Origin of the sequence: Clostridium sp. MSTE9 (assembly GCF_000277625.1) — a bacterium.
GTDB classification, from domain to species: domain Bacteria; phylum Bacillota; class Clostridia; order Oscillospirales; family Acutalibacteraceae; genus Faecalispora; species Faecalispora jeddahensis.
Genome location: NZ_AKFU01000052.1, coordinates 40,091 through 53,771, shown reverse-complemented (window position 1 = coordinate 53,771; position 13,681 = coordinate 40,091). Strand labels below are relative to the sequence as shown.

10 protein-coding genes are annotated in these 13,681 nt (G+C 51.6%); 1 reads left to right on the top strand and 9 read right to left on the bottom strand.

Translation table 11 applies throughout. The annotated features are described in order from the left end of the window. Positions 1–436: 436 nt before the first annotated feature. The 9 genes from HMPREF1141_RS15420 to HMPREF1141_RS15380 all read right to left on the bottom strand — a co-directional run bounded on the left by HMPREF1141_RS15420 (position 437) and on the right by HMPREF1141_RS15380 (position 12,656). Positions 437–1,432, bottom strand: a complete 996-nt coding sequence (locus HMPREF1141_RS15420; protein WP_009066139.1) for a TAXI family TRAP transporter solute-binding subunit — start codon at positions 1,430–1,432, stop codon at positions 437–439. A gap of 579 nt (positions 1,433–2,011) precedes the next feature. Next, positions 2,012–3,214 carry a sodium/glutamate symporter gene (locus HMPREF1141_RS15415; protein ID WP_009066183.1) on the bottom strand — a complete coding sequence of 401 codons (1,203 nt, stop codon included), beginning with the start codon at positions 3,212–3,214 and terminating at the stop codon, positions 2,012–2,014. A 271-nt stretch (positions 3,215–3,485) separates the two neighbouring features. Further along, entirely contained in the window at positions 3,486–4,175 is a 690-nt protein-coding gene (locus HMPREF1141_RS15410; RefSeq protein ID WP_009066219.1) for a response regulator, read from the bottom strand. Continuing rightward, positions 4,153–5,781, bottom strand: a complete 1,629-nt coding sequence (locus tag HMPREF1141_RS15405) for an ATP-binding protein (RefSeq protein ID WP_009066206.1) — start codon at positions 5,779–5,781, stop codon at positions 4,153–4,155. The genes HMPREF1141_RS15410 and HMPREF1141_RS15405 overlap by 23 nt, the downstream gene beginning before the upstream one ends. Positions 5,782–6,986: 1,205 nt before the next feature. Beyond that, positions 6,987–8,402, bottom strand: a complete 1,416-nt coding sequence (murF, locus tag HMPREF1141_RS15400; RefSeq protein WP_242824621.1) for a UDP-N-acetylmuramoyl-tripeptide--D-alanyl-D-alanine ligase — start codon at positions 8,400–8,402, stop codon at positions 6,987–6,989. Next, positions 8,399–9,862, bottom strand: a complete 1,464-nt coding sequence (locus HMPREF1141_RS15395; RefSeq protein WP_009066250.1) for a UDP-N-acetylmuramoyl-L-alanyl-D-glutamate--2,6-diaminopimelate ligase — start codon at positions 9,860–9,862, stop codon at positions 8,399–8,401. The genes murF and HMPREF1141_RS15395 overlap by 4 nt, the downstream gene beginning before the upstream one ends. Before the next feature lie 304 nt (positions 9,863–10,166). Continuing rightward, complete coding sequence (locus HMPREF1141_RS15390) at positions 10,167–10,400, bottom strand: PTS sugar transporter (RefSeq protein ID WP_009066160.1); 234 nt, start codon at positions 10,398–10,400, stop codon at positions 10,167–10,169. 19 nt (positions 10,401–10,419) lie between these two features. After that, complete coding sequence (locus HMPREF1141_RS15385) at positions 10,420–10,905, bottom strand: methylglyoxal synthase (RefSeq protein ID WP_009066111.1); 486 nt, start codon at positions 10,903–10,905, stop codon at positions 10,420–10,422. Between the two features lie 398 nt (positions 10,906–11,303). Continuing rightward, complete coding sequence (locus HMPREF1141_RS15380) at positions 11,304–12,656, bottom strand: MATE family efflux transporter (protein ID WP_009066246.1); 1,353 nt, start codon at positions 12,654–12,656, stop codon at positions 11,304–11,306. 123 nt (positions 12,657–12,779) lie between these two features. Between HMPREF1141_RS15380 and HMPREF1141_RS15375 the strand changes: the two genes are divergently transcribed. Continuing rightward, positions 12,780–13,670: a LysR family transcriptional regulator gene (locus HMPREF1141_RS15375; protein ID WP_009066239.1), complete on the top strand. Its 891-nt coding sequence runs from the start codon at positions 12,780–12,782 to the stop codon at positions 13,668–13,670. The last annotated feature ends 11 nt before the right edge of the window (positions 13,671–13,681 follow it).

Here is a 13,681-nt window from a genome sequence, read left to right as displayed (position 1 = left end):
ACATTTACATTTTTATGCTTAATTTCCAAATATTGTAATTTAATTTTATTATTTTTGCGGAAATTAAAAAAGTTCCTGTATTCTTTCCTTTTTATTTTTTGCATAACTGCAATTTAGATAATTCATTTTTGAGTTTAGGACAGGAAAATGGGGCTTTTTCGTTCCGCGGGAATGCGGCAGAAACTGCCTGATCGGTCAGAAATGCACCATCCAGATATTGTTTTGATTTTTGACTGTAAGCTTTGAAAGAAAGCAAGACGGCAAAAAAGAGTCCGAACGCAAAATGCGTTCGGACCCTTTTTCAGTTCTAACCGGCTTCTTATTAGATACCTTACACCGTCGCCGTAAACGGCAACAATCTGCCAACGACTGAAAGGACCTTGAACCTCAAGACAAACAAAGCCTTGGTTGCTTCTGCCCATCAAAGCAGAGACATCTAATTCTCGTTGTAAAAACGTTCTGCGCCGGGATGAAGCGGAACCGGAAGGTCCTTTGTAACAAAATCGAGATCCTTCATACTCTCCATGGAGTAATGGAGCTCATCCAAATCCTCTACAGACTCGCGCAAAATTTTTGTGATCGTATAGACCAGCTCCTCGTCCATATCTTCATTGACGCAGAGCACACATTTCACGCCGAAGGTGGGCACGTCTTCTTTTTGACCGTAATAGGTGCCGGCGGGAATCACCGCTTTGCGATACTGGTCGTTGTCATCCAGTATCTCATTCAGTTCTTCATCGGTGTAGCGCAGCAGGTGGCAGGGAACACTCTTCGCCAAATCCTGCATCGCCTTGATGGGGACGCCGGCCATTCCATGTACGGCATCGAGCTTTCCTTCGCCCAACGCTTTGCTGCCGGAGCCAAGGCCGTAATTTTCCAGCTTTGTATTGTTCGAATTGATTCCGACAACCTGCAGGGCAATTCTAGCGGAAAGATCCGTGGTGGAATTCTCCGGCCCCACAGCAACCCGCTTCCCCAACAGATCATGTACATAGACAGCATTCAGGGAATCTTTCGTAATCCAGTTGGAGCAGCTGAAATACACCGCACCGATCGCGCGCAGATTTTTCATTGGCTTCCCCGAAAATTCATCCTCGCCCCGGTAAGCGCAGTATGCCACATCCGCACTGACCAGAGCAAGATCGATCTGCCCGCCCCGCAGGCCTTCCACATTGGAAAGAGAACCGTTTGATGCGCCAATGTTGATTTTCATTTGGGGTATGTTCTCATTGATGACCTGTGCAATGGCACGGCCTACCGGGTACATAGTACCGCCGCTGTCTGCAGTACCGATGGTCAGCACCTGAATGGGCTGTTCCTTCTGCGTAACGGCGGCCGATGAGCCACTGTCCGCCGGCTGGCACCCCGAAGCCGTTAAACCAAGAAGACACAATACTGCAGCCAATTTTTTAAAACAACTGCCTGTACTCATTGACATCGCCCTCCCCTGTTATAAAATAACTGGAACAAACGCCGCAAGCTTGTTTCCAATTTATTATCATAAGTTTGAGGCCGCTTTCCAAAACAGGATTGCGCAAGTACCGCAACCACCAAACTGATGATTCCATGCTCTCAGCCGCCAAAAGCTCTGCTTTTGCTTGTAGTGTGAGGTTATTATATCATAAATCATCAAACACGAAAGCCGCGCCCATATTTTCGGAATTAACGAGTTGATGATTTAGTTGACCCAAACCTTTCTTCAGCTGAGTGAGTTTCATACCGGAGATGGAAAAACACCGTTATGATATATTTATAAAATTATATATAATATATACTTTTGTATATTATACCATGGCAGGCCATGGATTTCCAAGTAAATTTCAGACGGAAAAAATCAAACATTCTGCCGAACCGCCGTTTTTGTATTTTATTGTATTTTTAAAAAATGCAAAAGGCAGGTTCCAAAAGAACCTGCCTTCTACAAACCAAATAACTATTGTTTGATGTAGGATCTAGTAAAAGCCTACTCAAACGGTAATGAACCCGTAATCAAAATTTAGGAAGCGGTTACTCACAAAGTAGCAACCCAGGGTGCAATCACACTGCAGAGAATCGGATTGACAATATCCAGGACAATGAGTGCGAAGGGAGTGAAGACGACCCACGCAACGTTGGCAGGGCCATATTCCGAAATAACCGCGCGCATATTTGTCATGGCGTTGGGGCCGGAACCAAGGCCGATACCCACATGAGCCGCTGTCATAACAGCCGCGTTGTAATCTCTGCCGCATACGTTGTAGGTGACCAAAGCAACCCACAGAATCATAACAACGATCTGGCAGGCCAGAATGATGACGAAGGGACCAGCCACATCGGCCAGCTTTGTAACATCGATGGTCATCATGGTCATCGCGATGAACAGATCCAGAGTAATTGATCCAACGGTATCAACCTCAACCTCGTTAACCTCAAACTTCGCGGCATCCAGAATGTTGCGGATGATAACAGCACCCAGCATACAGCCTACGAAATAGGGGAATTCAATAGCGGGGACTTTGCCGGCCGCAATCGCGATATAAGAGCCGATACCTGCGGAAATAACAACCAGGCATACGCTGCCCATCAGGCTCTTGGTGTTCAGAGGGGTAACCTCATTATCGGCCTGCTTGCTGGCGTCCACTTCATTGGCATTGGCCTTCAGATTGTGGCGCTTAATCAGCCAGCGTGCAACAGGGCCGCCCACCAGGCTGGCAAAGATCATGCCGAAGGTGGCACCCATAACGCTGATAACAACTGCATTGGCCGCGCCGAGCTCTTCATACAGAGGAGCGATCGCACCAGAGGTGCCTACGCCGCCCATCAGAGACAGGGAACCGAGACCCAGGCCGAGCAGCGGATGCAGGCCAAAGGGCTTTGTCAAAAGAACGCCTACCACGTCTTGAATCAGAATGGAACCGATTGTTGTGATCGTAATACCGATCAAGAGCTTTCCGCCGGCATTTTTGATCAGCTTGGCCGACGCGGTCAAGCCAATGGCGGTAAAGAAGATGTCCATAAAGAATTCTTTGAGCACCTTAACATCAAAATTGATGGTAAGAATACCGCCGTTTTTCAGCAGTGAAAGAACGATACTGACAATCAAGCCACATACGACAACGCCTGGAATACAGTAGGTACGCAAAAACTTGCTTTGTTTGACTAGCCAGCGACCAACCAGAACGACCAAAGCTGCGATCGCACAGCTTTGCATTACGTCAAAAGAAATTTCTACCACAAAATCCTCTCCCTTATGTAGGTACTTAAACTGGAACGGGACCGCCGTCCCGTTCTGTCATGGTGTGTGTGGTTTCCAAAAAAACCGAGGTCTCTGCTAAAAAGCTCACCCACCTTTCTTTGTTTTCTCGGAAGCTTCCCCGGCCACCTCGAATATAATTTGAGTATAAGGAGAGAAAAGAATTATTTCAATTTTAAGTAACTATCGTAATTCTTTTGTAGCTAAAGTAATTGTGCTACTTGAACATATCGCAACAAATACATTTTAATTTTTATTTCATTTTACTAAAAGAATACTTGATTGCCGGTCTGCCCCCCGTTTGATAATCGATTGTGCTGGTGATTTCGTTCGTTTCTACCATGAAGCTCATATAGCGGCGCACCGTGATCCGCGAAAGGTGCACTCTCTCGGCGATCTCTTCACTGGTGAACATGGACGAGCTGTTTTCCATCAAAAAACGGCGGATCATATTCATGGTGCTGTCGTTCAGGCCCTTGGCCAGAATTTGGGACGGCGCCGTTTTGCCCGCACTGGAGCAAAGCATTTCATCGATTTCCTCCTGCCGCAGGGCGCCGTCATGGGTATGCCAGCGCTCATGGGACTGACGGAATTTATCCAAAGCCTCGCGGAAGCGATGGTATTCAAACGGCTTGACCAGATAATCCAGAATACCGCGCGAAACCATCTGGCAGACAATCTGGGCATCGCTGGCCGAGGTAACCATGATAATATCGGGAGCCTTTCCCATTCCGTGCAGTCGGTCCACGAACTCCATTCCGTTCATGACGGGAGTATAGTAGTCCAGAATAATCAAAGGCACATCGTGCCCTTTCAAATATTCCAGCGCCTGCGCGCCATTCTGAAAAACCGCCTGCACCGCAAAGCCGGGAGTATTTTCAATATATCTGCAGTTGATATCCGCCACCATGGAATCATCCTCAATAATGATTACCTGATACATCCTTCTGCTCCTCTCTGGTGAAAGTAATGGTAAAGACGGTGCCTTCGCCCCCTTCTGTCTCTATGTCGATCCGGCCGCCGTACTGCCGGACGATGCGGCGCACCAAATACAGACCGGTTCCGCGGTATTTTCCCTTGGTGGAAAAGCCCTTTTCAAACATGTGCTCCATCACCTCGTGGGAAATGCCCCGGCCGGTATCCTCGCAGACCAGAATATTGCAGTCCGGCCGGCAGTACAGGCCAAACTTGATCTCCCGAAGCTCGGATTCGTGGAGGTTCAGGTCTTCGATGGCGTTTTCCAGCAGATTCCCGACGATCGTCGTCATGTCGTCCACGGGGATCAGAAGGTCCTGCTCAATGCAGCAGCTGTCGCCCATCAATTTGAGCTGGATTCCCTGCTCGGCCGCGTGCATCATTTTGCCCACAACAAGCGCGCAAAGCTCCGACACACGGATTTGATCCGCCGTTTGGCAGATCACCTGACCGGTAATCAGGTTGCTGTTCACAATATAACCGATCGCCTGCTCGATCTGCCCGGTTTCAAGATACCCCAAAATCACATGGAGGCGGTTTGAAAACTCGTGGTTGTAGGAGCGCAGCGCGTCGATCATGCTGCGGGCGCCGAACAGCTCGTCCGACATATGCAGCATTTCGGTGCGGTCGTACAGAACCGTGAGAACCCCCTCCGCGGGGGAATCGTTGTCCTTGCGGATGGGCACCTCGTTGACCAGTACCGAATGCCCCCCAACGATCCAGGAGCGGCGTTCCTCCGGCTGGCCGGTGCGCAGCACGGTTTCCTGCCGGGTATCCGGCAGAAGCTCCGAGACAGGCCGCCCCTCGAGCACCTTATCCTCCCCGATCAAACCGCGGGCAGCCGAATTGACAAACAGCACCGTCCCCGCCGTATCGCTGGCGACCAGCCCCTCCGCCACCGCGCTGAGGACAACATCCTGCCGCAGGTAACGGCGCAGCAGTTCTTCCGGCTGGAAACCCATCAGGGTCTTTCTCATGATCCGAAGAATGGCATGGCTCAGGAAAAAGCCGATGATCAGCATCACGCCCAGGATCATCAGATGCACCAGCGCAATGCTCTGCACACGGGCGGAAATGACCCCGACAAACACCGAAACCATCACGAAGCCGATGATTTCTCCCTTGGCGTTGTGAACGGCATGAAACGCCCGCCGCTGAGCGCCCTTTGTGCCATACCCGATGGTGATATACGGCTTGCTGCCCTGAAGAATGGGAATCTCTTCCCCATCTACATAAGATTCGCCCGTACTTTGCCGGTCGGTATGGTAAAACCGGACTCCGTCTTTATTGCAGACCTCGGCAACGCTGATATTAGGGATCGTCGCATACAGCGCGTCCAGAGACTGCTTGACATAAGGCGAGGGATAACCGCTTTCCAGCATGGTCACCACATCTGTTCCCTCCGATATATAAGCCGCGATACCGCTGATCATGGTATCCATTTCTTTTTGCTGGCGGACAATATCAAAATACAGCGTCCCGCCCAGTGAAAGCAGAATCACCAGAGTGGAAATCAGCATGAATCCCCGGTACAGCATGCGTTCCAGCTCGCTTTTTTTCTTCTTGTGATACATAGCTCCTCCCAATTACCGGCAGCTTTTTATTCGAGCAGAAAAAAGCGCCCTCAATCCACAAATCAAAACCCCGCACCTTTTCATGACGCACCATACACCACAGGCGCAAAGCGCCGTTGCGGTATATTGATCAATCGATGGTATAATAGCCATTTGCGGCTATTATACCATATTTTTTCCACGGAAGAATAGATTATTTTTTACGCGCTTCCCACACAGGAAGTTCTGCTGACACGAGCTTGTCCCTTATGCCGGAAAAGAGTATTTGTTTCGTTCGGTTCCATTTTGGGCTTTTCTTCGTGCGGCTTTGCCAAGGGGGGAATTCTTTTTTCGTCAGTTTACCCCTCGGTCAGGGTGGAATTTTTTTCTTTTCGATGGCAAAATAGTTTTTTCTGTGAGTTATCTTACGTAGAAATTCTGCTTACGCAGGCTTGCCCCTCGTGCCGGGGCGGGCACTTACTTTCGCTACGAGGCGAAAGTAAGCAAAGGCTCGCCAAAGGACACCTTTGGAATCTGTTTGGGGAACGGTTCCTAAACACACCGACGAAAGCTACTGAAAAGGCACTCCAATGAAAATGCCCACCCTCCGAACTACAGCGGGAAATCAGTCTTGCTGTTCCGACTGTCGGCGGGCATTTTCGGAGTGCTCTCGTTGGCTCGCAGAGAGCGGCCTGACGAGAGTTTTGATCTATCGGTTAGCAGAGGTGTTTCACAGTGCAGCAACTTCTCGTACCTTTTTGCGCACGCCAAATCCCTTATTCACTCGCTTCACGCGCAGGCCGTGCCTGTGCGTGAGTAAGAACCAGAGCGGGAGCCTCTCCCGGTTTCCAAAGGCAGCGCCTTTGGTCGTTGAGAGGGGGTTCCAAGGGGGAGAGAATCGAAACTCTCCCCTTTGGCGAATCTTTGCTTCCTTTCTTTGCGCGTCAAGAAGGGAAGGGCCCGCCCCGGCACGAGGGGCAAGGCCCGCGCAAGCGAAAATCCCGCGCGGGGGCACTCGCTAAAAATCACTCTTTCCTATCAAGATAAAAAAGAAAAATTTCATCCCGGCATAAGGGTAATCCCTGTGCCAGCAGAATTTCCATATGAGGCAACTCATACCAAGAGAAAAGAAGAAGCGTTTGCCATGCGGCAGCGCTTCTTCTTTTCTTTATCATCAGCCCCGGGAGTTCTTCACTCCCATCAAGATTATCTATGATTTTCTATCGTCACACCGTCGCGGCCGGTACCGCTTTTCCCTCATTCGCGAGCAGCCCCCGGACGATCTCGTCGGTTTTCATGCCGCGGGAGCCCTTGACAATCACAACATCCCCGGGCTGCAGATACTCCAGCAGCTTTTTCAGAGCCTGCTCATTGGACAGATAAGAGAACACGGGCAGATGACACTCCGCCGAAAGGGCGCCCCAGCGAATCTCCTGCGCCTGCTCGCCGATGACGAACAATGCGTCAATTCCGCGGGACGCAGCGTAAACGCCCGCGTCAAAATGCGCCTGACGGGAATAATCGCCGAGCTCGAGCATATCTGCAAACACGCCGATGGCCCGGCCTGTGCCTTTCAGGTCCATCAGAATATTGACGCTGCTGCGCATGGAATCGGGGCTTGCATTATAGGAATCGTCAATGACCGTAATGCCGCCCACCTGATGAATCTGCTGACGCATAGCCGGAGGCGAATAGGTCTGCAGCCGCTCCGCCGCCTTCTGCGGTGAAACGCCCAAATACTGCGCCACCGCCAGAGAAGCCAGCGCATTGAGCACATTATGTTCCCCCGGAACCGGCAGAGTCACCGAAATGCGGAATTCCTGCGACACAGCGGTAAAGTCTGTTGTGCCGCCGAAAGAAACGATCTTCTCCGCGTGCACATCGCACCACGGCTGCGTGCCGAAAAAGACGATGTGAAAAGGTAATGTCCCCCGCAGCTGCGCGAGCAGCGGGTCGTCCCCGTTGAGGAACAGAACGGAATCCTCCGTAAAGGCATCCGTAATGTGCAGCTTTTCCGCACGGATATTTTCCTGCGTTTTCAGGTTTTCAATATGAGAAATCCCGATATTGGTCATGACGGCGCAGGTCGGCCTTGCCACCTGAGCCAGGCGGGCCATTTCGCCGAACTCGCTCATTCCCATCTCGATCACTGCAGCCTCATGTTCCGGCAGCAGACGGAACACTGTGAGCGGCACGCCGAGCTGGCTGTTGAAATTGCCCTCGGTTTTCATCACGTTGCGCTCCGCCGAAAGCGCCAGCGCAAGCATCTCTTTGGTCGTGGTTTTCCCTACGCTGCCGGTCACGCCGACCACCGGAATTGGAAAGCGGAAACGGTACGCCCCTGCGATCTGCTGCAGTGCCGCTCTGGTATCCTCTACGGCAATCCACGCGCAGGCGCCCTCGGGACGCTGTTCCTCCGGCTGCTGGGTCAGAACAGCCGCCGCCCCGGCCTCGGCCGCCCCGGGAAGAAAGCGATGCGCGTCCACCCGCTCGCCTACAATCGGCACAAACAGCGCACCCGGCCCAACCTTTCGGCTGTCTGTCGTTACAAAAGTCACTTCCCGCTCCGGGTCTCCTCCGATTATCCTGCCGCCGCATGCCTGAGCGATCTCTCTGGCCAGCATTTTCATGGTTCCACTCACGCTTTCTCTATTTCTTTCAGCAGCTCCGCCACCACGACCCGTTCATCAAACGGATACTTGACGCCGCGGATTTCCTGATAATCTTCGTGTCCCTTTCCGGCCAGCACGATCACGTCCCCCCGCTGGGCGTTCTGGAGGCAATAACGAATCGCCTCGCGCCGGTCGGGGATCACCACATATTCTCCGTCGGTTTTGGCCATGCCGATCTTAATATCCGCAATGATGTCCATGACATCCTCAAACCGGGAATTGTCGGCAGTGATGACGGAAAGATCGGCCAGACGACCGCAGACCTCGCCCATCTCGTAGCGCCGGGATTTCGCGCGATTCCCTCCCGCGCCGAACAGGCAAACGAGCCGCTGCGGATGATATTCCCGCAGGGTTTCGAGAATGTTTTCCATGCTGACCGCGTTATGCGCGTAATCGATCAGGAGCGTGTATTCGCCGGGCACCGGCACCGGCTCTACGCGGCCCTTGACCTTAACGGTGCTCAGCCCCTGCTGAATCTGCTCCTGCGTCACGTCAAAGTGGCGGCACACCGCTATGGCGGCCAGAGCGTTGTAGGCGCTGAACTTTCCGGGAATATCCACCGCTACGGGGAAATTCAAAAAGCCGCTCAGATCAAAGCGCGCGCCCAAATAGCCGGGACGGGACACAAGGCCCTCGTTTTCCGCCCGGAGCTGCGCCTCGGGAGAAAAGCCGTAGGTTTCCAGCTCGCAGGTGTGATCCTTTACAACGCCCTCCCAGTTTTGATCATCAATATTCACAATTCCCAGCCGGCATTGGCGAAACAGCATGCTCTTGCACTCCAGATATTCCTCTAAAGAGGCATGCTCGTCGCCGCCGATATGATCGGGAGAAAAGTTTGTGAACAGGCCGATGTCAAACATAAAGCCCGCAGTGCGGTACGCCTTCAGGCCGATGGAGGAGGCCTCCATCACGACGCACTGACAGCCTTCATCCGCCATTTGTTTGAGGAAGGACTGAACCTCGTAGGATTCCGGCGTTGTGTTCTCCGTCGGGATCACCCGGTCGCCGACCACCGCACCGATGGTGCCGATCAGCCCGGTTTTAATGCCCGCCTGCTCCAGAATCGCGCGGATCATATAGGTGGTGGTCGTCTTCCCTTTTGTGCCGGTCACGCCGACAGTTTTCATCCGCTTTGCGGGATGCCCGAAGAGTGCCGCAGACATCACTGCCAGCGCCAGGCGAGTATCCGGCACAACGACGACCGGCACCTGTGCCGGAAGCTCCAGCGGGTGATCTGCAATAATTGCGCTTGCGCCGCTTTTTGCGGCCTGCTCCGCATACTGATGGCCGTCCGCATGAGAGCCCCGCAGGCACACAAACGCACAGCCCGCCTTGACTTTTCTGGAATCATAAATCAAATCCTCTACCGGTACCTGAAGGTCACCGACAGCGGAATACTGCATTCCCTGCAGCAAATCGATTAAACGCATGATACAACCCCCTGATTCTGCCATTGAAAAAGCGCCGGTTTTCCCAGGCGCACTTCATCCAAAACAGCGCATTGGCCCTGCTATATTAGTATTGATTCAGTTATATCAATATTACGCAGTCAACCAAATTTTTCACCATATTTTTTATTGTTTTCCAAAATTCGGAACATGTATCCATCATAGGCGATTCTTCTCACGCTGTCAACAAAAAAGCCCGGCGCTTCCCTTAGAAAAATCCCCTGCTTTTTGCAAAAGCGTATAAAAAAAGGCACGGCTGGTTTCAGCCGTACCTAAGCGGTTTGTGTCAGGCCTCCTGAACAATAAACTCCTTCAGGGAATCCAGAATCGCCGCGTCGTCGGAGTGAATCCGAAGCTCTACGGGTTCAGACAGATCGATACTGAAAATGCCCATGATGGACTTTGCGTCGATAATATAAATCCCCTCTACAATTTCACATTCCACGTTCTGTCTGGAAACGATGGATGAAAATTGCTTTACCTTTTCTACCGTGTTAATCAGGATTTTTGTTGTGAGCATACTTGTTCCCCCTGCGTGCTTATTTTTGAAACAAATTTTCGTCATTGACCCGATCGATCACCGACTGCTTGAAATTGATGACCTTGTGCTGATACTCCCGGCTCATATAATCGGAATGAATCAGAAAGTCTGCGGTGGCGCGATTGTTTGCAATCGGAATGTCGTAGACCTGAGCGATTCGCAGCAGGGCCTTTACATCGGGATCATGGGGCTGCGCTTCCAGCGGATCGGAAAAAAAGACAACAAAATCGACGCTGCCTTCTACAATTTTGGCGCCGATCTGCTGATCGCCGCCCAGCGGGCCGCTGTTATACCCTTTTACCGGCAGACCTGTTTTTTCTGCAACCAGCTTTGCTGTGGTTCCGGTTCCGCATAAAAAATGGCCCTTCAGGATTTCCTGATTTTCGGCACACCAGTCGATCATCTCTCGCTTTTTGCCGTCGTGGGCGATCAGCGCGATGGTTTTCTGCTTGCCGATGGTAAAAGTTATAAATTCTTCATTCACACTCTTCACCTGTCTTTCTGTTTCGGTGGATGCTTTTGACCGGACTGTGAAAAGAAAACATATTTTCAGTGTGTGTGTGTGCCTGTTAAAGCATGGCGAAACTTAAATCTCATTATACCAAAGATTGAGAAAAATTCAAGTTGTCCCACTTTAAAAAAGCGCTCTGTTTCTCCGGTCCGAGGGCCAGGTAAATTTCGCCTGAAAATGGTGCCCAAAGGGAAAAAACATCCGGGCAAACTACGCAACGTTTTTCGTTTTTCAGCGCGATTCCGTTCCGTCTGTGTACCCGGAACAACGTTCTGTGGCAGCCAAGGGGCCGCACAATCACAAATGCCCCATAAAGCAGCAAGGGCACCGGGGCCTAACCCGCCCTGTGCCCTTGCTGAAAAACAGAGTTTTTACTCTTGCGCCTTTGTTTTGAAACGGATTTTTTTGACCCTCGTCACATAAACCACAGCCTGATAAATGGTGACGACGATCCATCCGATGCCGGTGGCATAGGCTACCGCCGACAGCCCCGACGTCTGCACGAACATATAAGAAAGGATCACGCGGATGGTAATGTGGAGCGTTGTGCCGATTACAGGAACATAAATCATCCCCACGCCGCGGTAATAGCCGACGAACGCACTCCCGATGTAGTTCAGAATATAGAAAATGGAAACGACCTGCATGTACTGCACCGCGTACTCAAACGCCTTACCCTCCGTGCTGCCAAGCATCCAGAAAACGGTGGTGCCCGCTGTCGCGGCCATCAAAATCGACAGAACGATGCCGAGCACGGTCATCATCACGAGTGAGGTGCGCAGCCCCTCCTTCACCCTCTTTTCATTTTCCGCGCCTTTGTTTTGGGCGATCAAGATGGAAGTGGACGCCGCGCCGCTGTCCCCAAAGGAATTGATGAAGCCTTCGATTCTGGTGGTCGCCGTATAGGCGGAAATCATGTCGATGCCCATCGAGTTGACCGCGCCCTGCACCAGCAGCTTGCCGATATAAAGGCTGGACTGATGAAACGCAGACGCAGAACCGAAATTGACCGTCTTTTTCATGAGCGATTGGTCGTACTTCATGTCGGCCCGCCGGAACATCAAATCGGGAATCTGGATGCGGATATACAGAAAACTGAGAAGAACGGAGATCAGCTGGGAAATCACCGTAGCCAAAGCCGCCCCGACCACACCGGTGTGCATACTGCCCACAAACAGCAGCGCCAAAGCCAGATTGATCACAATGGAAACCGCGAGGATGACAAGAGCCGCCCTGGTATTCCCGACCGCCCTCAGAACAGCCGAGCACAGGTTATATAAATAGCTTGCGAACAGGCCCGCAAAAATGATGACCAGATATTGATAGCAGTACTCGGCCACATCGGCAGGGGTCTGGATCAGGTGCAGCAGGGGCTTTGCAAACGCAATGCCGCATATGCTGATCAGCGCGGTAAACCCCACGCCAAAAACCGTTGAAAGATAAAATTCGGTGCGAAAGGTTTCCATATCCTCTTTCCCGAACAGCTGACCCAAAACGACCGAAATTCCCGCACAGAAGCCGCTGAGCACAAAGATAAACAGGTTCATCACCGTGCCGGCCACCCCGATCGCGGCAAAGGCGACGTCGCCGACATACCGGCCGATTACAATTGCATCGATGGTGTTGTAAAGCTGCTGCAGTATGTTGCCGATAATCAGCGGGATCGTTATGGCAATCAGCTCTTTTTTCATATCGCCCCTGGTTAAGTCCATACTGTGTGTCATCGTGACTCCTCCGTGATCTCAAATCTTTCACAGTAAGGGTATCACAAGAGAATACATTTGAAAAATGCTTATTTTAATGATAAAATATAACGTAACAGTTATATCTTACGAGCAGGTGATCAGATGACAGAGTTAGAAATGCAGGCTTTTCTGATGGTAGTCAAAACGGGAAGCATTACCGCCGCTTCTCAACAGCTCTACATCACACAGCCGGCGCTCAGCAGACGCATTCACGCATTAGAGGCCGAGCTGGGCTACCGTTTGATGGGGCGGAGCAAGGGAATGCGTTCCGTTGAACTGACCCCGCGCGGCAGGGCGTTTGTTTCGGTTGCCGAAAAAATGCTGGCTGTGTGGTCTGAGGCCAGAGAGCTGGCGCAGTTTGACAGCAGCAAGGTATTCCATATCTCTTCGGTAGGCAGTGTGTGCGCGTATATCCTGCCCCCTGTTTTTCTGCGCTTTATGAAGAACAACCCCGACTGCCGCCTGGTATTCCATAATCATCACTCCAGAGAAGCCTACGAGTATATAGAAAACCGGCAGACCGATATGGCCTTTATTTCTGACACGCAGTTTTCCAGAACGGTAGAGACCATTCCCGCTTTTCGCGAAAAGATGCTGCTCGTGTCAAACGGAGTGCCCGGGTTGGAAAAGGAAGTTCATCCGTCCGCCCTGAACGCGAGACAGGAAATCCGCCTGCCATGGAACCCGGAGTATGATTTATGGCACGATTACTGGTTCGGTTCAAACGCGGCTTCCAAAGTCATTCTGGACCAGATGTCTTTGCTGGAGGATTTATTAAACGAGAAAAACACCTGGGCGGTTGTGCCCGCAACGGTAGCCGGCAGGCTGATGCAGAATCAGCAAATCTCCCTGCATCGATTGCTCGACGGTCCGTCGGACCGGATCATCTATTATGTGATCCCGAAAAACCAGAAAAATGAATATGTGCAGAAGCTGCTGAGCGACCTGGATTTCATCCTGCAAAAAAACGACGTTCTTGAATCATTTTTGTAACTGGTTTCATC

Excerpts from the sequence above, each read along its gene's own strand:
- HMPREF1141_RS15375 (WP_009066239.1), top strand. The coding sequence starts at position 12,780 with ATGACAGAGTTAGAAATGCAGGCTTTTCTGATGGTAGTCAAAACGGGA.
- HMPREF1141_RS15405 (WP_009066206.1), bottom strand. The coding sequence starts at position 5,781 with ATGTATCACAAGAAGAAAAAAAGCGAGCTGGAACGCATGCTGTACCGG.
- HMPREF1141_RS15410 (WP_009066219.1), bottom strand. The coding sequence starts at position 4,175 with ATGTATCAGGTAATCATTATTGAGGATGATTCCATGGTGGCGGATATC.
- HMPREF1141_RS15420 (WP_009066139.1), bottom strand. The coding sequence starts at position 1,432 with ATGAGTACAGGCAGTTGTTTTAAAAAATTGGCTGCAGTATTGTGTCTT.
- HMPREF1141_RS15380 (WP_009066246.1), bottom strand. The coding sequence starts at position 12,656 with ATGACACACAGTATGGACTTAACCAGGGGCGATATGAAAAAAGAGCTG.
- HMPREF1141_RS15390 (WP_009066160.1), bottom strand. The coding sequence starts at position 10,400 with ATGCTCACAACAAAAATCCTGATTAACACGGTAGAAAAGGTAAAGCAA.
- HMPREF1141_RS15395 (WP_009066250.1), bottom strand. The coding sequence starts at position 9,862 with ATGCGTTTAATCGATTTGCTGCAGGGAATGCAGTATTCCGCTGTCGGT.